General features: G+C 58.8%; 21 protein-coding genes. 3 read left to right on the top strand and 18 right to left on the bottom strand.

Annotation, left to right across the window (positions count from 1 at the left end; all coding sequences use genetic code 11):
* The first annotated feature begins 204 nt into the window (after positions 1-204).
* Positions 205-2,721, top strand: a complete 2,517-nt coding sequence (locus tag KIG99_RS02030; RefSeq protein WP_226458567.1) for a diguanylate cyclase domain-containing protein — start codon at positions 205-207, stop codon at positions 2,719-2,721.
* On the opposite strand, the gene KIG99_RS02035 is transcribed toward KIG99_RS02030, so the two are convergent.
* From KIG99_RS02035 to rfbD, 17 genes are all read right to left on the bottom strand, one after another.
* Positions 2,718-3,488 carry a TrmH family RNA methyltransferase gene (locus KIG99_RS02035; protein ID WP_226458568.1) on the bottom strand — a complete coding sequence of 257 codons (771 nt, stop codon included), beginning with the start codon at positions 3,486-3,488 and terminating at the stop codon, positions 2,718-2,720. The genes KIG99_RS02030 and KIG99_RS02035 overlap by 4 nt on opposite strands.
* Positions 3,485-4,075 (bottom strand): ribonuclease HII, encoded by a 591-nt coding sequence (gene rnhB / locus KIG99_RS02040; RefSeq protein ID WP_226458569.1) that lies wholly within the window; start codon positions 4,073-4,075, stop codon positions 3,485-3,487. The genes KIG99_RS02035 and rnhB overlap by 4 nt, the downstream gene beginning before the upstream one ends.
* A complete protein-coding gene (lpxB, locus tag KIG99_RS02045; RefSeq protein ID WP_226458570.1) occupies positions 4,063-5,208 on the bottom strand; it encodes a lipid-A-disaccharide synthase in 1,146 nt (381 codons plus the stop codon). Before lpxB ends, rnhB begins: the two co-directional genes overlap by 13 nt.
* Positions 5,208-5,978, bottom strand: a complete 771-nt coding sequence (lpxA, locus tag KIG99_RS02050) for an acyl-ACP--UDP-N-acetylglucosamine O-acyltransferase (RefSeq protein WP_226458571.1) — start codon at positions 5,976-5,978, stop codon at positions 5,208-5,210. Before lpxA ends, lpxB begins: the two co-directional genes overlap by 1 nt.
* A gap of 1 nt (position 5,979) precedes the next feature.
* Positions 5,980-6,414, bottom strand: coding sequence for a 3-hydroxyacyl-ACP dehydratase FabZ (gene fabZ / locus KIG99_RS02055; protein ID WP_226440321.1), 435 nt, complete (start codon positions 6,412-6,414; stop codon positions 5,980-5,982).
* Positions 6,415-6,423: 9 nt separating this feature from the next.
* Positions 6,424-7,467, bottom strand: a complete 1,044-nt coding sequence (gene lpxD, locus KIG99_RS02060) for a UDP-3-O-(3-hydroxymyristoyl)glucosamine N-acyltransferase (protein ID WP_404817869.1) — start codon at positions 7,465-7,467, stop codon at positions 6,424-6,426.
* Complete coding sequence (locus KIG99_RS02065) at positions 7,467-7,937, bottom strand: OmpH family outer membrane protein (RefSeq protein ID WP_226458573.1); 471 nt, start codon at positions 7,935-7,937, stop codon at positions 7,467-7,469. Before KIG99_RS02065 ends, lpxD begins: the two co-directional genes overlap by 1 nt.
* A gap of 48 nt (positions 7,938-7,985) precedes the next feature.
* Positions 7,986-10,259, bottom strand: coding sequence for an outer membrane protein assembly factor BamA (bamA, locus tag KIG99_RS02070; RefSeq protein ID WP_226458574.1), 2,274 nt, complete (start codon positions 10,257-10,259; stop codon positions 7,986-7,988).
* Positions 10,260-10,262: 3 nt separating this feature from the next.
* The gene (gene rseP, locus KIG99_RS02075; RefSeq protein ID WP_226458575.1) at positions 10,263-11,630 is read right to left on the bottom strand and encodes an RIP metalloprotease RseP; all 1,368 of its coding nucleotides are present in this window, start codon (positions 11,628-11,630) and stop codon (positions 10,263-10,265) included.
* Positions 11,627-12,817, bottom strand: a complete 1,191-nt coding sequence (gene ispC / locus KIG99_RS02080) for a 1-deoxy-D-xylulose-5-phosphate reductoisomerase (RefSeq protein WP_226458576.1) — start codon at positions 12,815-12,817, stop codon at positions 11,627-11,629. The genes rseP and ispC overlap by 4 nt, the downstream gene beginning before the upstream one ends.
* Entirely contained in the window at positions 12,814-13,653 is an 840-nt protein-coding gene (locus KIG99_RS02085; protein ID WP_226458577.1) for a phosphatidate cytidylyltransferase, read from the bottom strand. The genes ispC and KIG99_RS02085 overlap by 4 nt, the downstream gene beginning before the upstream one ends.
* Entirely contained in the window at positions 13,646-14,407 is a 762-nt protein-coding gene (uppS, locus tag KIG99_RS02090) for a polyprenyl diphosphate synthase (protein WP_226458578.1), read from the bottom strand. The genes KIG99_RS02085 and uppS overlap by 8 nt, the downstream gene beginning before the upstream one ends.
* Positions 14,408-14,436: 29 nt before the next feature.
* Positions 14,437-14,994 (bottom strand): ribosome recycling factor, encoded by a 558-nt coding sequence (gene frr / locus KIG99_RS02095; protein WP_226440328.1) that lies wholly within the window; start codon positions 14,992-14,994, stop codon positions 14,437-14,439.
* 9 nt (positions 14,995-15,003) lie between these two features.
* The gene (pyrH, locus tag KIG99_RS02100; protein WP_226440329.1) at positions 15,004-15,720 is read right to left on the bottom strand and encodes a UMP kinase; all 717 of its coding nucleotides are present in this window, start codon (positions 15,718-15,720) and stop codon (positions 15,004-15,006) included.
* A gap of 17 nt (positions 15,721-15,737) precedes the next feature.
* Positions 15,738-16,637: a translation elongation factor Ts gene (tsf, locus tag KIG99_RS02105; protein WP_226440330.1), complete on the bottom strand. Its 900-nt coding sequence runs from the start codon at positions 16,635-16,637 to the stop codon at positions 15,738-15,740.
* A gap of 56 nt (positions 16,638-16,693) precedes the next feature.
* A complete protein-coding gene (rpsB, locus tag KIG99_RS02110) occupies positions 16,694-17,443 on the bottom strand; it encodes a 30S ribosomal protein S2 (protein WP_226440331.1) in 750 nt (249 codons plus the stop codon).
* Positions 17,444-17,641: 198 nt separating this feature from the next.
* Entirely contained in the window at positions 17,642-18,541 is a 900-nt protein-coding gene (gene rfbD, locus KIG99_RS02115; RefSeq protein WP_226458579.1) for a dTDP-4-dehydrorhamnose reductase, read from the bottom strand.
* A gap of 123 nt (positions 18,542-18,664) precedes the next feature.
* Between rfbD and map the strand changes: the two genes are divergently transcribed.
* Positions 18,665-19,465, top strand: coding sequence for a type I methionyl aminopeptidase (map, locus tag KIG99_RS02120; RefSeq protein WP_226458580.1), 801 nt, complete (start codon positions 18,665-18,667; stop codon positions 19,463-19,465).
* The gene (locus KIG99_RS02125) at positions 19,465-22,026 is read left to right on the top strand and encodes a [protein-PII] uridylyltransferase (protein ID WP_226458581.1); all 2,562 of its coding nucleotides are present in this window, start codon (positions 19,465-19,467) and stop codon (positions 22,024-22,026) included. Before map ends, KIG99_RS02125 begins: the two co-directional genes overlap by 1 nt.
* 67 nt (positions 22,027-22,093) lie before the next feature.
* Here KIG99_RS02125 and KIG99_RS02130 read toward each other — a convergent pair whose 3' ends face one another.
* On the bottom strand, positions 22,094-22,849 hold the full coding sequence (locus KIG99_RS02130; protein ID WP_226458582.1) for an S-methyl-5'-thioinosine phosphorylase: 756 nt from the start codon (positions 22,847-22,849) through the stop codon (positions 22,094-22,096).
* Between the last annotated feature and the right edge of the window lies 1 nt (position 22,850).

A 22,850-nucleotide genomic window follows, 5' to 3' on the forward strand; every position in this document is an offset into this window, starting at 1 on the left:
TGGCATCAAAAAAAGCATCTGTTGGCAGATGCTTTTTTTGCGCTCAAAAGCCCTCGTCAGCAAACAGAAAAATACTGGCAATTTATGGTCAGAATTTGACTTGGCGCAACTCTTCCCCCGTATAGCAAGTGACAAGCAGCAAACAGAGGGGGCAAAATGGTCTTCGATCCCTAACGCCTTATTGCCAGGATTCCAGTATCGAACATGAAACATCACCTATTTGGAAACAAGAGCATCCACAATCGGATCTGGATCATTGTTGTGCTCTTCATCACCGGCACAATCCTCGCCCATCTAATTGATGCTTCGGCCCTGCGAGACTCGCTTTTACGTGAGAAGACCGCACAAACAAGGCATCTGGTCGAATCCGGATACTCCATCCTGGCCCACTATCAAGGCCTGCAGGCGTCGGGAAAGCTGAGCGAAGCGGAAGCAAAAAAGATTGCCTCGGAAACCATTCGTTCAATGCGCTACGGTGACAATGAGTATTTTTGGCTGAATGATACGGGGCAACCATTTCCAAAGATGATCATGCATCCTCTCCAGCCCGAACTGGAGGGAAAGACACTTGAGTCGGAAAAATTCAACTCGGCGACGCAAGTCAGTTATGGCGACTCCGAGAACTTCGTAAATACGGATGGCCCGAAAAACCTGTTTATCGCCTTTGCGGACGTCGCCAATCGCTCAGGCTACGGCTTTGTTCGCTACGAATGGTACAAACAGACGAATGATGGGGCATCGAGCACGACAAAATACTCAAAGCTCTCCTTTGTTAAGAAATTTGAGCCTTGGGGATGGATCATCGGCTCGGGCATCTACATCGACGATATAGATGAAGCGTTGTCACTCCAGAGCCGGCATCAACTGATACGCGCCACACTACTCTGCATTCTTTTGCTGATCGTTGCCGGGATAATTGCCCAAAGTACCCGAAAGATTGAGCTCGACCTGAAAAACAGCCAGGTTCGCATGCAGGCACTGATTGATGCGACGTCCGAAACAGTCCTGCTGCTCGGCCACAAAGGAGAAATTCAAGCAATAAACCAGTTTGGAGCCCAACGTTTCACAAAAAAGCCAGAAGACCTGCTCGGCGAAAACTTTTTTGCCATGCTGCCAAAATCGTTGGCCAACTCGCGCCAGCTAGCGGTCGAGCAGGTCATTGCCACAGCCGAGCCAATCACGCTAAACGATGAACGTAATGGCATTCAGTTCGAGAATTCGATTTATCCGGTTTACGATGCCAAAGGGTTGGCTGTCAGCGTAGCCGTTTACGCGAAGGACATCACCGAGCAGCACCAGGAAAAAGCGATTGCAGAAATCTTTCGCCACCTGGACATGGTTCTTCTGAAATGGCAAATGAATACCGCAACCGTTGCCCAGATTTTCTGCGACAACATTCTGCCTGTATTCAATCTTGCAGCAGCCTGGATTGGCAAGGCGGAAAGGGATGGACGAATCACTATCGTTGCCCAATCAGAAATGGTCGACCAGCACTTTCTCGACAGCGCGGAGCTTCCCCTGCATTGGAACCAGGCTGATACTGGCTGGCCACCCGTTCCTGCCGTGATCCGCAGCGGCTATCGTCAGATTAGCGAAGTCAGTGACAGTCTTGTCTTGCCACATTCACGCGCGGCAATCGATGCGGGGGTTCAATCAACGATAACGCTTCCCCTGACCTTGCAAGGTACGACCTGGGGCGCATTAGCCCTGTATAGCAAAAATGCCGCCTTAGTGACTGGCGCCCAGCAACGTTTAGCCGGGATTGCCAGCCGCCTCTCCGTGTCGCTCGAGTCAGCCCGACAACAGGAATGGCTCTCACTGCTCGACTTGGCACTAACCAGCGTCGAACAAGCTGTATTCATTTCTGATGCAAAAACCCATATTTTATGGGCCAACCAGGCCTTTTCCCGGATTAGCGGTTACACCCAGCAGGAGGTTATTGAGAAAACACCAGAACTGTTTCACGTTCAGGATCAAGCCTCGACAAAGTTTTCTGAAATCCGCAATACAACAAGCAAAGGTCAGACATTTGACGGAGAAATTGATTTTGTTCATAAGGATGGACATATTTTCCAGGTTCACAAAATCATTACCCCTCTGCTTGACGAGAACAATCAGGTAAGCAATTTCGTCACTATCATCGAAGACATATCGCAACGAAAGGGTATGGAAGCTCAGGTTCAGCATATGGCCCATTACGACACGCTGACCGATCTGCCAAACCGCACCCTATTCCAGCAACTCCTCAAACAGGCGATTCCCGCCGCACGCCGTAGCGAAAAAATGGGGGCCCTACTTTTCATTGACCTCGATAAATTCAAGGCAATCAACGATAGAGAGGGGCATGCGGCAGGAGATTTCGTCTTGGTCGAAATTTCACGTCGATTGAAGGAATTAGTCCGGGAAAGCGACACAGTTGCCCGACTAGGTGGAGATGAATTTACCGCGATCCTTCCGGGGCTAAATACACGGGAAGAGGCGCTGCTTATCGCCGAAAAAATTCGTTTGGCAATCAATAAACCCGTTGAGTTGGCAAGCGGCCCAATCTCCGTAGGCTGCAGTATCGGTATTGCCTATTTCCCGCAGGAAAACCAGGCCCCGGATGAGCTTCTAAGTACCGCAGATAAAGCGATGTATGAAGCAAAGCAGGCCGGGCACAACATGATTCGAGAACAGGCCGGAGAGGCTGAAATGACAGCCCCTAAAACGGTCAGCAGCTAGCCCAGCCTGCGACGCAGCATCTCGAACAGGCAAACGGCAGCGGCGGCAGCCACATTCAGCGACTCGACCGCACCCGGCATCGGAATACGGATACGCAGGCCGGCCGTAGCCAGCAATTCGGGCCGCACGCCCTGCCCTTCGGCACCGAATACCCAGGCCAGCGGCCCGGACCAGGACGCTTCGAAAAGCGAAGTTGCCTGCTCCAGCGTGGTCACCGCCGTCGTGCCACGGTAATCGGCCATGAAGGCAGCGAGATCGACATCTTCATGGATGGCCAAGGCGAACTGGGCGCCCTGCCCGGCACGCAACACCTTGGGTGACCACGGCGAGGCGCAGCCCGGCGCCAGCAGCGCCTGCCTGATCCCAGCGGCGGCTGCAGTGCGCAGCAGCGTGCCGACATTGCCCGGATCCTGCACACCGTCGAGCAAAATGGCATCTTTTTCGTAGTCGACCGCCGGGCGCTGTGCGGGCATGGCTGCAATGGCCAGCAAACCGCTTGGCGTATCGACCAGGCCGAGATCGCGCAGCAGGCTGTCGGCAAGCACGACGACATCGCGCCCGGCCGTGAAGCGGGCGATTTCGCCGACCTGCAGCGCCGATTCGGCGACGATCAGGCTGTCGACCGTACCGAATGCCGCTTCGTAAGCTTCGACCAGGTGCACGCCGTCGAGCAAGGTCTGGCCCGTCTTGCGCCGCTCACGCCCCGATTCAGCGAGACGCTTCAGGCTCTTGTAAAAGGCGTTGTCGCGCGACTGGATCAGCTTCATAGCAGGGAGAGCTGTTTCGCCACCGGCCCGAAACTGCGTCGATGCACCGGCGAAGCGCCATGTTGTTCCAGCGCAGCGAAGTGTGCGGCCGTCGGATAACCCATGTGGCGGTCAAAACCGTATTGCGGATACTGCGCATGCAATTCAAGCATCTCGGCATCACGCACCGTCTTGGCGAGAATCGAGGCAGCGGCGATCGAGGCGATCTTGCCGTCGCCCTTGACGATGGCCTCGACCGGAATATCCAGTTGCGGGCAGCGATTGCCATCGACCAGCGCACTCGTCGGCCGCACGGCAAGACCGGCCACGGCACGCTGCATGGCGAGCATCGTCGCGTGCAGGATATTGAGGCGGTCGATTTCCTCGACCGAGGCCGAGGCAACGCACCAGGCCACGGCCCGCTCGCGGATCAGCACCGCCAGCGCATCGCGCTTCTTTTCGGAAAGTTTTTTCGAATCATTGAGGCCGGCAATCGGCCGTGCCGGATCAAGAATGACTGCTGCCGCGACCACCGTACCAGCCAGCGGCCCGCGCCCGGCCTCGTCGATACCGCAGACCAGGCCCGGCGGGATCATCAGTTCAGGCATTGAATGACCGCGTTGGCGGCCTTTTCGGCGGTGTTCTGGCGCAATTGCCAGTGGATGTCGGTGAACACTTCAGCCACTGCCGCCGCGTTTTCCTTGTCCTCGTAGAGCTTGATCAGGGCTTCCGCCAGGTTTTCCGGCGTTGCCTGGTCCTGCAGTATCTCCGGCACCACTTCGCGCCCGGCCAGGACATTGGGCAGGCCGACGAAAGCCTGGTAGGCCATGCGTTTCATGATCCAGTACGACAACTTGGCAATCTTGTAGGTGATCACCATCGGCCGCTTGATCAGCGCGGCTTCCAACGTCGCGGTACCACTCGCGACCAGCGACACGTCGGCCGCGCCAAGCGCATCCTGGGCGTGCCCGAACAGCAGTCGGAACGGGACCTCGCCGGCCTGCTGCGTGTACATCGCCATCTCGAACTGCAAGCGCGTCTCGCGCGTGGTCAGCGGCACGACAAACAAGGCGCCGGGCAGACGTTCGTGAATCAGTTTGGCCGTCTGCACGAAAGTCTCGGCCATCATCGCCAGCTCACCCTGACGACTACCGGGCAGCAAGGCGAAGATCGGCGCATCCTTGGGCATGGCGAGCTTCTCGCGCACTGCCGTTTTGCTGGTTTCCAGCGGAATGATGTCGGCCAGCGGATGCCCGACATAGGTCACCGGAATGTGCGCCTTCTCGTAGAGCGGCGGCTCCATCGGAAACAGCGCCAGAACACGGTTGACCGCCCGGCCGATCTTCTTGATGCGACCGCCGCGCCAGGCCCAGATCGACGGGCTGACGTAATGGATGGTCTTGATGCCAGCCGCCTTGAGATCGGTTTCCAGACCCAGATTGAAGTCCGGCGCATCGACCCCGATGAAGATGTCGGGCCGGATGTCGAGCAGACGCTTTTTCAGCTGGCGCCGGATGCCGGCAATCTCGCGATAATTCTTCAGGGCATCGACATAGCCCATGACCGCCAGCTTTTCAAGCGGCCACCAGGCGTCAAAACCCTGCCCCTGCATGCGCGGACCGCCGATGCCATAGAACACGGCATCGGGCAGACGCGCCTTGAGCGCGGCGATCAGATGACTGGCCAGCAAGTCACCGGAGGCCTCGCCGGCCACCATCGCAATCCGTACCACGTTGCCCATCAGCGAATAATGCCGCGCTTGGACAGCTCAAGAAAATCGACAAAACGCTGCACATCGGGCTGCGTCTTGGCGTCTTCCGCCAGCTTCTGTTTGGCTTCCTCAAGCAGCAGGCCGGACTTGTAGAGCGTGCGGTAAGCGCGCTTCAGCGAGCTCAGCGACTCGGCGGTAAAACCTCGACGCTTCAGGCCTTCAACATTGATGCCGTAAGGTTGCGCCGTGTTGCCGGCGGCCATCAGGTAAGGCGGCACATCCTGCAGGATCACGGTGCTGACCGCCGTCATGACGTGGGCGCCGATGCGGCAGAACTGGTGCACGCCGGTAAAGCCGCCGAGAATCGCCCAGTCATCCACGACAACGTGGCCGGCCAGGGAGGCATTGTTCGCAAAGGTGACCTTGTTGCCGACCTGGCAATCGTGTGCGATATGCACGTAGGCCATGATCCAGTTGTCGTCGCCGATCTTGGTGACGCCGGCATCCTGCACGGTTCCCAGATTGAAAGTGCAGAACTCGCGGATCGTGTTGCGGTCGCCGATCTCGAGACGGGTCGGTTCGCCGGCGTACTTCTTGTCCTGCGGCACTTCGCCCAGCGAACAGAACTGGAAGATATGGTTGTCGCGACCAATGCGGGTATGCCCGGTAATGATCGTGTGCGGCCCGATTTTCGTGCCGTCGCCGATCTCGACGTGGGGACCGATGATCGAATAGGCGCCGATCTCGACATTGGCACCGATCCTGGCGCCCGGATCGACAATGGCTGTTGGATGAATCATGTCAGAGATCCCGCTTGGCACACATCAGCTTGGCCGAGGCAGCCAGTTGGCCGTCGACACGGGCTTCGGCGATGAATTTCCAGACGCCGCGCATCTGGCGCTCGATTTCGACATGCAGGTGCAACTGGTCACCAGGCACAACCGGACGCTTGAAACGGGCATCGTCGATGCCGGCAAAGTAGAACACGGTATCCGCCGACGGCTTTTCGTCCATCGACTTGAAGGAAAGGATGCCCGCCGCCTGGGCCAGCGCTTCCATGATCAGCACGCCCGGCATGACCGGATGGTGCGGAAAATGGCCGACGAAGTACGGCTCGTTCATCGTGATGTTCTTGTAGGCGTGAATCGACTTGCCGGGCTCGATCTCGAGCACGCGATCGACCAGCAGGAACGGGTAACGATGCGGCAGATGCTCGAGAATTTGTTGAATGTCCATTTCCATTTTTCAGCCCTCTACATTGGTATTTTTAAGTTTTTTCTCGAGTTCCGTAACCCGCTCAGCCAACCTGGCCAGATGCCTGATCTGCGCTGCATTGTGCAACCAATTTCCGTGCTCTTCCAACGGGAAGACACTGGTGTATTGCCCCGGTTTGGTGATGTTCTTCATGACCAGGGAGCCACCGGAAATCACCGCCCCGGAGGCAATCGTCACATGCCCGGCAATCATCGCCGCCCCGCCGATGATCACGTTGTCCTGCAAGGTGACACTGCCCGCCACCGCGGCACAGGCGGCGATGACGCAATGCTTGCCGATCTGGCAGTTGTGGCCGATCTGGATCTGGTTGTCGATCTTGCTGCCGTCGCCAATCACGGTGTCGTCGAGTGCGCCACGGTCGACCGTCGTACTGGCGCCAATTTCAACGTTGTCGCCAATGATGACCCGACCGATCTGCGGAATCTTGATCCACTGTCCCTGGTCCGGAGCGAAACCGAAACCATCGGCACCGATCACGACGCCGGAATGCAGGATGACATTGCTCCCGATCTCGCAACCAGCGTAGATGCTGACATTCGGATAGAGAATGCTACCGGCACCAATTACAACATCGTCACCGAGCACACAACCGGCATGAAGGACGACGCCCTCGCCCAGACTGACCCGAGCCCCGATCGTGACCTGCGGGCCGATACTGGCACTGGCCGGCACTTCCGAAGCGCAGCAGGCACTCGGATGCACGCCGGCAGCCATCGCCGGCCGCGGATTGAGCAGCGTTGCCAGGCGGGCGTAATAGGCATAAGGATTTTTGCTGACAATGCGCGGCAAATCGACGGCATCGGCAAAATCCGGTGCGACGATTACGGCCGACGCGCGCGTCGTCGCCAACTGACTCCGGTATTTCAGATTGGTCAGAAAGCCGATTTCGCCAGCGCCCGCCGAAGCCAGCGTCGCCACCTGCCTGATCTGCGTTTCGGCGTCACCAAGCACATCGCCGCCCAGTCGGGCGGCGATGTCAGCCAGGGAAAGCGGAGTACCCCCAGCCACCGGCATTACTTGCCTTCGGCAAGAGCCTTGATCACACGATCGGTAATATCCAGCTTCGGGCTGACCCAGACCACGTCCTGAAGAATCAGATCGAACTTGTCGCCTTCGGCGATCTGCTTGATGGCCTTGTTGGCCTTCTCGATCACGGCGGCATTTTCTTCGTTCTGACGCAAGTTCAGATCTTCGCGGAATTCGCGCTGCTTGCGCTGGAACTCACGCGACAACTCGCCGAATTCCTTTTCCTTGTTGCGGCGGTCACCCTCCGACATGGTCACGGAATTCTTTTCCAGATTTTCCTGCAGACCCTGCAACTGCTTGGCCATGCGCTGGAGATCCTGGTCTCGCTTGGCGAACTCGCCTTCCAGCTTCTTGGCAGCCTTCTGGGCAGCCGGTGCATCGCGGAAAATGCGCTGGGTATTGACGTAACCGACCTTCAATTCATTGGCACTGACCCCCGTCACGAACAGGGCGGACATCAGCGATGCGAGAACTAGAGACTTAACTTTCAACTTGAGACTCCTGAATCAAAATGTAGTGCCCATCTGGAACTGGAAGGCTTCTGCCTTGTCGGTGGACGACTTGTTGAGCGGCCTGCCGAAACTGAATTTTAACGGACCCATCGGCGAAATCCACGCGGCAGAAAGACCGGTTGAATAGCGAAGTTGCCCCAGATCAAACTTTTCGTCCGTCTGATAGACCTGACCCGCATCAAAGAACCACCCCATGCGGAAAGTCTTTTCCATCCCGGGGAAACCCCATAGCAACTCTGCATTGGCGATAACACGACGATTACCACCAACATGGTATTCCGTTCCATTCCATGGCGTACCGAGTGAGGAGGCCTTATAGCCACGCACCGAACCGACGCCACCCGCGTAAAAGTTCTTGAAGAACGGCAACTCCATGCCACCATAACCATTTGCATAACCCAACTCGCCGTTCAGCATAATCGTAAACTTGCTGTTCAGCGGAATGAAATGCTGCAACTGGTAATTGGCACGATAGTACTTCAGGTCGCCACCAGGCAAGGCCAGTTCGATGCCGGCACGCTGGTAGGTTCCCTTGGTCGGGAAGAAATAATTGTCCTTGCTGTCACTGGCCCAATTAAGGGTTACCGGCAAGGAAAGATTGCGATTACCAAACTTGTCGACAAAATCCTGATAGTACTTTGGGCTATCGCTTGTCGTGGTGATGTTGGTCGAATCTAACCCCAAGCCAATGCCCAAGGACTCCTTTTCGCCAATCGGAAAACCAAAACGAATACCACCACCAGTTGAGGATGAGGTGTAATAAGCAATCGCCGTTGAACTCGTATTCACCGTACGATGATATATATCGAAGCCTTGGCTTACGCCATCCTGCGTGAAGTAAGGATTCGTATAGGAAAAAGCATAGGTTCGATACGACTTGGCCGAGTTGACTTGAACCGAGACATTGTTGCCGCTACCCAGGAAGTTGTTCTGGGAAATCGACCCGGAAAGGATGACCTTGTCGGTGCTGGAGGTTCCCACACCCAGCATCAGATTACCGGTCGGCTTTTCGACCACCGCCAGATTGACATCAATCTGGTCTGCCGTACCAGGCACTGCCGGGGTATCAACGACAACCTCAGTAAAATACCCCAGTCGATCCAAGCGCTGCTTTGACGCAGTCACGCGCTCAGCGTCATACCAGCCGCCTTCCATCTGACGAACTTCACGACGCACGACCTCATCACGCGTCTTGGTATTGCCGGTCACGTTAACCCGGCGCACATAAACCCGTTTTCCCGGATCGACAAAAATGGTGAAGGCGACCTTGCGCTTTTCCTTGTCTATTTCGGGTGCGGCATTGACATTGGCAAAGGCATAACCTTCCTTGCCCAGTCGCTCGCTAATCGCCTTGGTCGACTCGTTCAGACGCTCACGCGAGAACACATCGCCGGCCTTGACCTTGACCAGATTGCGCAACTCGTCTTCGGAAACGCTGAATTCACCGGCCAGCTTGACCGAGGAAACCTGATAACGCTCACCCTCCACCACATTGACAGTGATGAACACATCCTGCTTGTCGGGAGAAATCGAAACCTGGGTCGACTCGACATTGAATTCCAGGTAGCCCTGATTCATGTAGAAAGACTTCAGTTTTTCCAGGTCGGCCGAGAGCTTTTGCCGCGAATACTGGTCACTCTTCGAATACCAAGTCAACCAGCCCGGTGTCGTCAATTCGAACTGGGACAAAAGCTCCTTGTCGCTAAAGGACTTGGCGCCAACGAAATTGATCTGGCGGATCTTGGCAGCAACACCTTCTTCGATATTGAAATTGATCCCGACCCGGTTCCGCTCAAGCGGCGTTACCGTCGTCGTGATATTCACACCGTATTTGCCACGCGTCAGATACTGACGCTTGAGTTCCTGCTCGGCCTTCTCCAGCAGTGCGCGATCGAAGATCCGGCCTTCGGCAATCCCGGTATCCTTCAGGGCCTTGACGATGACATCCTTGTCGAATTCTTTCAAACCAACGAAGTCAAGCTTGGCGACGGCGGGACGCTCCTGCACGACAACGACCATGACATCGCGATCAATCTCGAGACGCACGTCCTTGAAAAAACCCGTGGCAAAAAGCGCCTTGATCGACTGGGCAGCCTTTTCATCGGTGAGCGTATCGCCGACCTTGACCGGCAGGTAACTGAAGACGGTACCCGCTTCGGTACGCTGGATGCCCTCAACACGGATATCCTTGACCGCAAAAGGCTCGAAAGCCAGCGCGGGCGTGGCAAAGAGGCCAGCAATCAGGAAAGACAGCAGCGATTTGTTCATCATTCAGCCAGTGACCAGGCGATTTATGTCGTTAAAAAAGGCGAAAGCCATCAAGACGAAAAGTATGGACAGACCAATACGCTGCCCCAACTCCATGGCCCGCTCCGAGAGCGGCCTGCGCCTGACGACTTCGATCATATGATACATCAAATGCCCCCCATCCAGCACCGGGATGGGCAGCAGATTCAGGACGCCCAGACTGATGCTGACCAGCGCCATGAACTTCAGATAATAGTCGAGACCAAGACGAGCCGATTGGCCGGCATAGTCGGCAATCGTCACCGGACCGGACAGGTTCCGCCAGGAAACTTCGCCGGTCAGCATCTTGCCCAGCATAAGCAGACTGAATACCGACTTGTCCCAGGTTTCTGCCAGCGCCTTGCCACCAGCCGCAAAGAAGCCATAACTGACGAAAGTCCGCATTTCCCGATGCAATTCGGCGTTATCCGCAACCGCCACACCGATCCGGCCTATCGTCTGACCGCGCTCGGCAAAAGCTTCCGGCACCACATCAAGAGCAAGGAGCTCGCCCCGCCGTTCAACATCCAGATGCAGAACACTGCCCGCCGAGTCGCGTACCTTGCCAACCAGTTCATGCCAGAATTGAATGGCCTTGCCGTTGGCCGCCAGAATCCGGTCACCCGGTTTCAACCCGGCCAGATCAGCAACGCCACCACTGACAACCTGCCCCAACACGGCCGGAACCTTCGGACGATAAAAGCCGACCCCCAGACGCAGCAGCGCATCACCCTCCCAACCGCCTTCACCTGCAGCCTGCAGATAAAGCCTGCGCAAGGAAATCTCCTGCTGCTCGTTGATCACTTCCAGCTCGACGCTTTCCTGATCGACCGCCTTCTGCAACAGCGTCCAGCGCAAATCGTTCCAGGTCGCGACCGGTTCGCCGTCGATCCGGCGCACCTGCTCACCATTGCGTACACCAGCCATGGCTGCGGGCGAATCGACCGGCGGACTGCCCAGCACCGGCAGCAACTCCTGGCTGCCGTACATGAAAATTCCCCAGTAGAGCAGGATGGCCAGGACAAAATTGGCAAGCGGTCCGGCGGCAACGATCAGGCTGCGCTTACCGACGCCCTGCCGGTTGAAAGCCCGATCCAACTCCTCAACAGCCACCTCGCCTTCGCGCTCGTCGAGCATCTTGACGTAGCCACCCAAAGGAAAAACACTGAGCGCCCATTCGGTCTGGTCACGCCCCAGTTTTTTCTGCCACAGCACCGGACCGAAGCCGAGCGAAAAACGCAGCACCTTGACACCGCAAAAGCGGGCTGCCGCGTAGTGGCCAAACTCATGCACGACAATCAGGACACCGAGCACCACCAGGAAAGCGGCGAGATAGAACGGGAAATTACTCACGCGAAGCGACGCTCACGGATCATCTGGCTGGCGAGATGCCGCGCCTCGACATCTGCGGCCATGACGTCACCCAGATTACCCTGCGGACCAGCCGGCAAAGCAGCAAGGACAGCCTCGTTGAGACGGGCAATTCCCAGGAAGGGCAAGTCACGCTCAAGAAAGGCGGCAACCGCGACTTCGTTGGCTGCATTGAGAATGGCCGAGGCCGTTCCACCGGTCGCCAACACGTCGTAAGCCAGTTGCAGACAGCGGAAACGTTCGAAATCGGGCGCATGAAAATCCAGACGCGCAATCTTGAACAGATCGAGCGGCTCGACCCCGGCCGCAATCCGCTCCGGCCAGGCCATGGCGTAGGCAATCGGTGTGCGCATATCGGGATTGCCCAGCTGGGCAAGCACCGAGCCATCGGCATATTCGACCGCGGAATGGATCACGCTCTGCGGATGGACAACGACCTGGATTTGCTGCGGCGGCGCCGCAAACAGCCAGTGCGCCTCGATGACTTCGAGACCCTTGTTCATCATGGTCGCCGAATCGACCGAAATCTTGCGTCCCATGACCCAGTTCGGGTGAGCACAGGCCTGCTCCGGCGTAACATGCGCCAGCGTATCGAGCGGCGCATTGCGGAAGGGGCCGCCCGAGGCCGTCAGCAGGATGCGACGCACGCCGCAGGCATCGAGGCCGCGCACAAAGTCGGCCGGCAAAGCCTGGAAAATGGCATTGTGTTCGCTGTCGACCGGTAGCAGCGTCGCACCATGCGCACGCACGGCATGCATGAAGAGTTCGCCGGCCATGACCAGCACTTCCTTGTTGGCCAGCATGACGCGCTTGCCGGCGCGCGCCGCGGCCAGGGTCGGCTCGAGACCGGCAGCACCGACGATCGCCGCCATCACGGCATCGACTTCGGGCAACGCCGACAACTCGATCAGCGCTTCAACACCGTGGCGCACCTCGGTCTTCAACCCTGCGGCGCGCAAACGATCAGTCAGTTGCGCCGCAAGTGTCGCATCGCGCAACACGGCAAAACGCGGCTGGAATTCACGGCATTGTTCGAACAGCTTGTCGACCTGGCTGTGCGCGCAGAGTGCAAATGCTTGATAGCGATCCGGATGACGGCGAATGACGTTCAGCGTACTGACGCCGATCGAACCGGTCGAGCCCAGCACCGTAATATTTTGCACAGTCATCCTTTGGACGATGCGAGCAGCAACCAGAGCAAGGCAACTACCGGCAGCGTCGACGTCAGGCTGTCGATACGGTCGAGCACACCGCCATGCCCGGGCAGCACATTGCTGCTGTCCTTGATGCCGGCCTTGCGCTTGAGCAGCGACTCGTAAAGGTCGCCAATGATGCTGATGGCAGTAACGCCGAGCAGCAACAGGATCCAGAGCGGCAGCGCCGGAGCGTCCAGCGCAAAAGCGGCGCGCACCACGATACCGTAAATGACCACACCAAGCGCCGCACCTGCGGCACCTTCCCAGGTCTTGCCCGGACTGATCGACGGCGCCAGCTTGCGCTTACCGAAGGCCTTGCCGGAAAAATACGCGGCAATATCGGCCATCCAGACCACGGCGAAAATCGCCAGCAATACGGCCGGACCAAGGATGCGCAACTGCACCATGGCCAGCCAGGTCGGCAACAGCACGACCGCGCCGACCAGAACACCGACGACACCACCGCCCAGCGCCCACTTGTGCTTGAGCCAAAGCGGAATCAACAGACACCAGAACAAGGCCGAAACCCCGTAAAAAACCAAAACCCAGGTCTGCGCAGGGTCGACCGTCTGGCCGGCACCGAGCGCATCGGGAAAACGCAGCGCCAAACCGGTACAGAGCAAGGCAGTCAGCCCACCGAGAATCCGCCGGGCTCGGCCGCTCCAACCGAGCAACGCCCCCCATTCCCAGGCGGCAACACCGATGAAGGCGGCAACCAGAATGGCCCAGGAGGCTTGCGGCAGCAGGAAAATACTCGGCAGCAAAAGCGCCATCAGGACCAGCGCCGTGATCACACGGGTCTTAAGCATTGGGGCTTTCCACCAGCTGTTCGCTGGTTCGACCGAAACGACGCTCGCGTTGCTGATAGGAAGCAATCGCCTTGTCGAATTCGGCGGTATCGAAGTCCGGCCACAGCGTGCCGGTGAAATAGAGTTCGGTATAAGCCAGTTGCCAGAGCAGGAAATTGCTGATCCGTTCCTCGCCGCCTGTGCGGATGAACAGATCGGGCTCCGGCGCATAGCTCATCGCCAGCCACGGCTCGAGATCAGCCTCGGTCCAGCCGGCATGCTTTTCCGGCTGCGCCGCGCACATCCGGTTGACCGCCTGCATGATGTCCCAGCGTCCGCCGTAATTGGCGGCGATGGTCAGTTCCAGGCGCTGGTTGCCGGCCGTCTTGTCCTGCGCATCCTGGATCAGTTGCTGCAAGCGGGAATCGAAAGGCGACAGATCGCCGACGATACGCAAACGCACGCCATTGCGATCAAGTTTTTCGACTTCCTGCTCAAGTGCCTTGACGAACAACTGCATGAGCAGGGAAACCTCTTCCTGCGGTCGACGCCAGTTTTCGGACGAAAATGCAAAAAGGGTCAGGTACTTGACGCCGCGCTCGAGGCAGGCCCGCACCATTTCGCGAACCAGTTCGACACCCTTGACGTGACCGGCAACGCGCGGAAGGAAGCGCTTTTTTGCCCAGCGCCCGTTGCCATCCATGATGACCGCGACGTGCCGAGGCACGGCGGCAATCGTCGGAACCTGGCGCGTTGAACTCGAGAACAGAGCCATTCAGCGAGAAAACTCAGCCGAAGAAAGGCTCAAACCTGCATCAGCTCGGCCTCTTTGGCGGCGAGCATCTTGTCGACTTCAACAATGTAACGGTCGGTCAGCTTCTGCACGTCGTCCTGGGCGCGACGCTCGTCATCCTCGGGAATCTCGCCCTTCTTGAGCGCATCCTTCAGATGGGTATTGGCATCGCGACGCAGATTGCGAATCGCAACCTTGGCGGCTTCGCCTTCGGTCTTGACGACCTTGATCAGGTCACGCCGACGCTCTTCGGTCAGGGCCGGCATCGGCACACGGATCAGGTCACCTTGCGAAGCCGGATTCAGACCCAGATCGGAGTCACGGATCGCCTTTTCGATTTTCTGGCCCATCGGCTTTTCCCACGGCTGAACACCGATGGTACGCGCGTCGATCAGCGTGATATTGGCGACCTGATTGACCGGCACCATGGAGCCGTAGTAATCGACCTGGACATGATCCAGCAGACCGGTATGAGCACGGCCGGTACGGATTTTCTGGAGATCGTTCTTCAACGATTCCAGCGACTTCTGCATCTTGCCTTCGGCAGTTTTCTTGAGTTCGGCGATCATCTTGTTTCCTCAGCAATAGACCAGCGTACCTTCATCTTCGCCACAGACCACGCGCTTCAGCGCGCCGGCCTTGAAGATGGAGAACACATTGATCGGCAATTTCTGGTCGCGGCACAGCGCGAAGGCGGTCGCATCCATGACCGCCAGATTACTGGAGATCGCCTCATTGAAGCTGATCTTGTCAAAACGCGTGGCAGAAGGATCCTTTTTCGGGTCGGCGGTATAGATGCCATCGACCTTGGTCGCCTTGAGCACGATTTCCGCACCGATTTCCGAACCGCGCAGGGCTGCAGCAGTATCGGTGGTGAAGAAGGGATTGCCGGTACCAGCACCGAAGATGACAACCTTGCCTTCTTCGAGATAGCGGATCGCCTTGCCGCGGATGTACGGCTCGACGACTTGCTCGATATTCAGCGCCGATTGCACGCGAGCATTCAGACCGCCCTGGCGCATGGCATCGGACAGTGCCATGGCATTCATCACCGTGGCCAGCATGCCCATGTAATCAGCGGTGGCTCTATCCATCCCGGTGGCCGTACCGGCCATGCCGCGAAAGATGTTGCCGCCGCCAATCACGACGCCAATTTCCACACCCATATCGGATACTGCCTTGATCTCCGCGACGATCCCGGCGATGACCTGCGGGTTGATGCCGTAGGCGTCATTACCCATCAGGGCTTCGCCGGAGAGTTTGAGGAGAATCCGCTTGTACTTGGGCGTGGTCATTGGCGTTTCCTTAACAATTACTTCTTGGCAGCAGCAGCGGCAGCCTGGGCAGCAACTTCAGCAGCGAAGTCGTCAACCTTCTTCTCGATGCCTTCACCAACCAGGAACAGGCTGAAGCCAGCGACGGAAGCGCCCTTGGCCTTGAGCAGCTGCTCGATAGTTTGCTTGCCGTCTTCAGCCTTGACGAAGACCTGACCGAGCAGGGTCACGTCCTTCAGGTACTTCTGAACGGTGCCTTCGGCGATCTTTTCGAGCATGGCTTCCGGCTTGCCGGCTTCACGGGCCTTTTCGATGGCGACGCGACGTTCGGTATCGAGCAGTTCGGCAGAAACACCGGATGCATCGAGCGACTTCGGCTTGGAAGCAGCGATGTGCATCGCCAGATCCTTGCCCAGCTGGTCATCACCACCGACCACATCGATCACGACGCCAACCTTGGAACCGCCGTGGATGTAGGACTGCAGCTTGCCCTTGGCTTCGAAGCGGACAAAACGACGGATCGTCATGTTTTCGCCGATCTTGCCAACCAGAGCGGAACGGGTCGATTCGACGGTACCTTCGCCCATCGGCAGAGCCGACAGCGCAGCCACGTCGGCCGGGTTGTGCGCAGCCACCAGGGCAGCACTGCCATTGGCCAGCGCGAGGAATTCGTCGTTCTTGGCAACGAAGTCGGTTTCGCTATTGACTTCGATCATGGCACCGGTCTTGCCGTCAGCAGCGATGCTGATTGCCACAACACCTTCAGCGGCGATGCGGGTAGCGGCCTTGGAGGCCTTGTTACCCAGCTTGACGCGAAGGATTTCTTCGGCCTTGACCATGTCGCCATCGGCTTCGGTCAGTGCCTTCTTGCATTCCATCATGGGCGCATCGGTCTTGCCGCGCAGTTCTGCCACCATGCCTGCGGTAATTGCCGCCATAACTATCTCCTGAACTTGTTCAAACAGGCGGAGCCTAGGGCTCCGCCATTGCAGCTTTATTGCGCTGCTTCTTCCTGGACTTCGACGAACTCGTCATCACCACCGGCAGCGACGATGTCTTGCAGAACCTGGCTACGACCTTCGAGGATGGCATCAGCCACGCCGCGAGCGTAGAGCTGGATGGCGCGCGAGGAGTCATCGTTACCCGGAATGACGTAAGCAACGCCTTCCGGAGAGTGGTTGGTATCGACCACGCCGATGACCGGGATACCGAGCTTTTCGGCTTCGGTAATGGCAATCTTGTGGTAACCGACGTCGATCACGAAGATGGCATCCGGCAGACCGGCCATATCCTTGATGCCACCGATGGACTTTTGCAGCTTTTCCAGTTCGCGACGGAAGGTCAGCGCTTCCTTCTTCGGCATGCGCTCAAGTTCGCCGGCTTCAACAGCCAGTTCCATTTCCTTCAGGCGCTTGATCGAGGTCTTGACCGTCTTGAAGTTGGTCAGCATGCCACCCAGCCAACGCTGGTCAACATACGGCACGCCAGCGCGCTGGGCTTCCTGGGCCAGGATTTCACGAGCTTGACGCTTGGTGCTGACGAACAGGATGTTGCCGCGATTGGCGGACAGCTTCTTCACGAAAGCGATGGCTTCGTTGTACTTGGCCAGGGTCTTTTCGAGATTGACGATGTGAATCTTGTTGCGGGCGCCGAAGATATACGGGGCCATCTTGGGGGACCAGAAACGGGTTTGGTGACCGAAGTGGACACCGGCTTCCAGCATTTCGCGCATGGTAACGGACATGTAAAACTCCTTAAGGGTTGAACCGCCACCCGCCGGAAACGTACGCCAGGACTGAATCTTGACGCACACCCTTAATCGGCGGATGTGAGGATTTTGATTGCACACACCACGTGCACAACCATTTTTTTGGCTAACACAGCCAGAAAAACCGGTCGATTATAGCAGCAGAACGCCCGCTCTCAAAGAGCCACAAGCACGCTACCTGGTCGCCAACCGCTCCAGCATGCGTACCAGAGATGCTTGCCAGCCCGGCATCTGCAGCCCGAAATCGTTTTCGAGGCGGCTGCAGTCGAGCCGCGAATTGGCCGGACGGACAGCCGCCGTCGGATATTCGCCTGTCGTGATCGCACGAATTGCCTCCGCCTTGAGGCGCAGATCGAAGCCCGGCATCTGCCCGGCCAGATCGACAATCGCACGTGCGAACCCGCACCAGCTGAGCGGCTCGGCCGAAGCAAGGTGATACAGCCGGTTTTCGCCCTTTTCGAGACGTTGACCGCCACGCAGTATGGCCAGCACCACGGCGCTGACGTCGGCGATCAATTCGGCCGGCGTCGGCGCACCGACCTGATCGTCGACGACATTCAGGCTTTCCTTGTCACGCGCCAGCCGCAGGATGGTCTTGACGAAATTGCCGCCATGCTCGCCGAACACCCAGCTGGTGCGAAAGATCAGCGACTTGCCGCCGACCGCACGAATCGCCGCCTCGCCAGCCAGCTTGCTGCGCCCGTAAACGCTTTGCGGATTGGTCGCATCGCTTTCGACATAAGGCGTCGCCTTGCAACCGTCGTAAACGTAATCGGTCGAGTAATGCAGCAGCGTCGCGTCAAGTTGCAACGCTTCCTCTGCCAGCACGCCCGGTGCCACGGCATTGATCCGGTGCGCCAGTTCCGGCTCCGACTCGGCCTTGTCCACGGCGGTATACGCAGTCGCATTGACGATGATCGCCGGCCTGGATTGACGAATCAGGGAACGAATCCGCGCTGCATCTGCCAGATCACATTCAGCACGGCCGCAGGCCAGCACTGGCCCCAACGGTGCCAGCGCCCGCTGCAATTGCCAGCCAACCTGCCCGTCCTTGCCCAACAAGAGAATAGTCATCGCACCACTGCCCAGCCCGTCGATTGCACAAGCCCGAAGTATGCCATTTCCCGCCAGGCCGGCTTTGAGAAACAAAGCCCATCATTTATCCTTGCCCATTGCCCACCGCTTAACAGAACAACCATGAGCATCACGATCAAGACGCCGGACGAAGTTGAAAAAATGCGCGTCGCCGGCCGCCTCGCCGCCGAAGTCCTCGACTACATCGAACCCTTCGTCAAGGCGGGCGTCACCACCGAAGAACTGGACCGCCTCTGCCACGACTACATGGTCAATGTGCAAGACTGCATCCCGGCACCGCTGAATTACGCCCCCTCCGGCTACGACCCGTATCCGAAGTCGATCTGCACCTCGATCAACCAGCAGGTCTGCCACGGCGTACCGAGCGACCGCGTGCTCAAGAACGGCGACATCGTCAATCTCGACATCACGACCATCAAGGACGGTTATCACGGCGACACCAGCCGCATGTTCATCGTCGGCGAAGGCTCGATCCAGGCCAAGCGCCTTTGCGAAATCACCTTCGAATGCCTGTGGCTGGGCATCTCGGTGGTGCGTGCCGGCGCTTACCTGGGCGACATCGGCGCCATCATCCAGAAACACGCCGAGAAGAACGGCTACTCGGTGGTGCGCGAATTCTGCGGCCACGGCATCGGCAAGAAATTCCACGAAGATCCGCAAGTCGTCCATTACGGCAAGGCCGGCACCGGCCCGCGTCTGGAAGCCGGCATGATGTTCACCATCGAGCCGATGATCAACGCCGGCAAGGCCGCCATCCGCGAAATGAACGACGGCTGGACCATCGTCACCAAGGATCGCAGCCTGTCTGCGCAATACGAGCACACCCTGCTCGTCACCGAAACCGGCTACGAAATCATGACCCTTTCCGCCGGATGCCGCCCCAAGCCAGACTGGATCAAGTAATGAGCTGTGATGTCGGCGCCCTGCGCGCAGAAGTGAAGGCCATCCAAAGCGGGCTGAAACAGGATTACGAGCAGAACCAGGACGCCGTCGCCCTGCTCCGCTCGCGCTGCGTGCAGGTCGATGCGGTGCTCGCCAAGCTGTGGAACGCCCTCGACTTTCCTGCCACGCTGTCGCTTGCCGCCGTTGGCGGTTATGGCCGCGGCGAACTCTACCCGGCCTCCGACATCGATCTGCTGATCCTGCTGCCGCGCGAAGCCGGCGCGGCGCTGCAGGAAAAGCTGGAAAGACTGGTCGGCCACTTCTGGGACATCGGCCTCGAAATCGGCCACAGCGTGCGCACCATTCAGGAATGCCTGGACGAAGCCGGCAATGACATCACGGTCCAGACGGCCCTGCTCGAAGCCCGCCTGCTGACCGGCAACGAAAAGCTGTTCACCACCTTCCAGAAACGCCTGCACGGCAACCTCGACCCGCTGGTCTTCTTCGAAGCCAAGCGCCTGGAACAGCAGGAACGCTACCTGCGCTTCAACGAAACGCCATACAGCCTGGAACCGAACTGCAAGGATGCGCCAGGCGGTCAACGCGATTTGCAGGTCATTTTCTGGATCGCCAAGGCAGCCGGTTACGGTGCGACCTGGGCCGAACTCGAACAAAACGGCATCATCACCGAAGAAGGCGCACGCCAGGCCGAGGCCTGCGAGGATTATCTGCGCCACTTGCGCATCCGCATGCACCTCACGGTCGGCCGCCGCGAAGACCGCCTGCTCTTCGACTACCAGAGCACGCTGGCCGCCCAGTACGGTTTTGTCTCGAACGAAGCGAAGCGCGCTTCCGAGCAGCTGATGCAGGGTTACTACCGCAATGCCAAGTCAGTCACCGTTCTCAACACCATCCTTCTGCAGAACATGGGCGCTGCGCTGGCGCCGGAAAGCGAACTGACGCCGCAATACATCGACGAGGACTTCCAGTCGGTCGGCAACCTGCTCGACATCCGCGACGAGGCCCTGTTCGAGAAAAAACCGGCGGCGATTTTCGACAGTTTCCAGGTCATGCAGGAAAGCCACGAGTTGCACGGCATGACGGCACGCACCCTGCGCGCCCTGTGGCGTGCCGGCGAGTCGGTGATCAATGACGACTTCCGCGCCGATCCGGCCAACCGCGCCGCCTTCATGCGCCTGCTGCACAGCGAACGCGGTGTCGTGCATGAATTCCGCCGCATGAACCAGCTCGACATTCTCGGCGCCTACCTGCCCAATTTCGGCCGCATCGTCGGCCAGATGCAGCACGACCTGTTCCACGTCTACACCGTCGATCAGCACATCCTGCAGGTCATGCGCAACATCCGGCGCTTCACGATGAGCGAGTTTGCGCACGAATACCCGCTCTGTTCGCGCGTCATGAGCGAATTCGACGCGCCCTGGCTGCTCTACGCTGCCGCCCTTTTCCACGACATCGCCAAGGGACGTGGTGGCGACCATTCCGAGCTGGGCACCAGCGATGCGCAGATTTTCTGCGAGCAGCACGGCCTGTCGCCGGAAGACTCTGAATTGGTCGTCTGGCTGGTGCGCAATCACCTGAACATGTCGCAAGTCGCGCAAAAGGAAGACCTCAGCGACCCCGATGTCGTCGCCGGCTTTGCCCGCCGCGTCGGCGATGCCCGCCATCTCGCCGCGCTCTACCTGCTCACCCACGCCGACATCCGCGGCACCAGCCCGAAAGTCTGGAACCAGTGGAAAGGCAAGCTGCTCGCCGACCTCTATTACCAGACCCTGCACTACCTCGGCCAGGACGAGGCACCGGCCCGTCAGGGCATCATCGCCGAACGCCAGGCCGAGGCGATGCGCCTGCTGCGCTTCTTCGCCCTGTCCGACACCGTGCATGAGCGCCTGTGGAAGCAGCTCGACACCGTCTATTTCCTGCGCCACTCGGCCGAGGAAATCGCCTGGCACACGCGCTCGCTGCATTACCGCATCTACAACAACCAGCCGGTCGTGCGCGCCCGCCTCTACCAGGAAGGCGAAGGCCTGCAGGTCATGGTCTACACCCAGGACCAGCCCGACCTCTTCGCCCGCATCGTCGGCTTCTTCGCGCGTGCCGGCTACAGCATTGTCGATGCCAAGATCCACACCACAGCACACGGCTACGCGCTCGACAGCTTTGTCGTGCTCGACATCGAAAACCGCGAATCCGACCGCGAAATGGTTGCCTACATCGAGCACGAACTCGAACAGCGCCTGATCCAGCAGCTACCGCCCGACATTCCGTCGTCCGGCCGCCTGTCGCGCCAGGTCAAGCATTTCCCGATCAAGCCCGAAGCCAGCATCCGCGGCGACGAGCGCGGCGCCCACTTCCTGCTTTCGCTGACCGCCGCCGACCGCCCCGGTTTGCTGTACACGGTCGCCAACACGCTGGCCGAACACGGCGCCAACCTGCATACCGCCAAGATCACGACGCTCGGCGAGCGGGCGGAAGACGTTTTCCTGATCAGCGGCGGCGACCTGCGCGAAAGTGGCAGCCGCATCCGCCTGGAAACCGAGCTGATGGAGCGCCTCAAGGTCTGAGCTTTTGCCGCAGCAAACAAAAAGGGCGCCGCGGCGCCCTTTTTGCATTATTCCAGCGGTCGACCGTTCAGCGCTGGCAAATATCCTGGCAGCCGACCAGTTTCTCGATCACCGAACGCACCCGGCCCATCGCGCCCTGCAGGACTTCATCGAGGCTTTCGAAGCGGATGCCGTGTTCGCTGCTGCCGCGCCCGGCGGCATGGTTGGCGATCACGTTGATGGCGGCGTAGGGCAAGCCGAGTTCGCGCGCCAGCACCGCTTCCGGCATGCCGGTCATGCCGACCAGATCGGCACCATCGCGCTCCAGGCGATTGATTTCGGCCGCGGTTTCGAGGCGGGGTCCCTGGGTCGCGGCATAGACGCCACCCGATTTCATCGGAATGCCGAGCACCTCGCCGGCCGCGCGAATGCGGCCGCACAGTTCAGCATCGTAAGGCTCGGTGAAATCGACATGCGTCACCGGCGTGCCGTTGCCATCGAAATAGGTCGATTTGCGGCCCCAGGTGTAATCGATGATCTGGTGCGGCAAAACGATGTCGCCCGGCTGCAGGTCGCTGCGGATGCCGCCGACCGACGCGACCGAGATGACGCCGGTTGCCTTGTGGTGGTGCAGCGCCCACATGTTGGCGCGGTAGTTGACCATATGCGGCGGGATGGTGTGACCGTAGCCGTGGCGCGGCAGGAACATCGCCGGCTGGCCGCAGATCTGGCCAAAAACCACCGGCCCGGAAGGTTCACCGTAAGGCGTACGAACGACTTCGCGATGCGAGACGTCAAGATTGGACAGGGTCGTCAGACCGCTGCCGCCGATGATTGCCAGCATA

The sequence above is a fragment of the Quatrionicoccus australiensis genome (assembly GCF_020510425.1).
Classification (GTDB): Bacteria; Pseudomonadota; Gammaproteobacteria; order Burkholderiales; family Rhodocyclaceae; genus Azonexus; species Azonexus australiensis_A.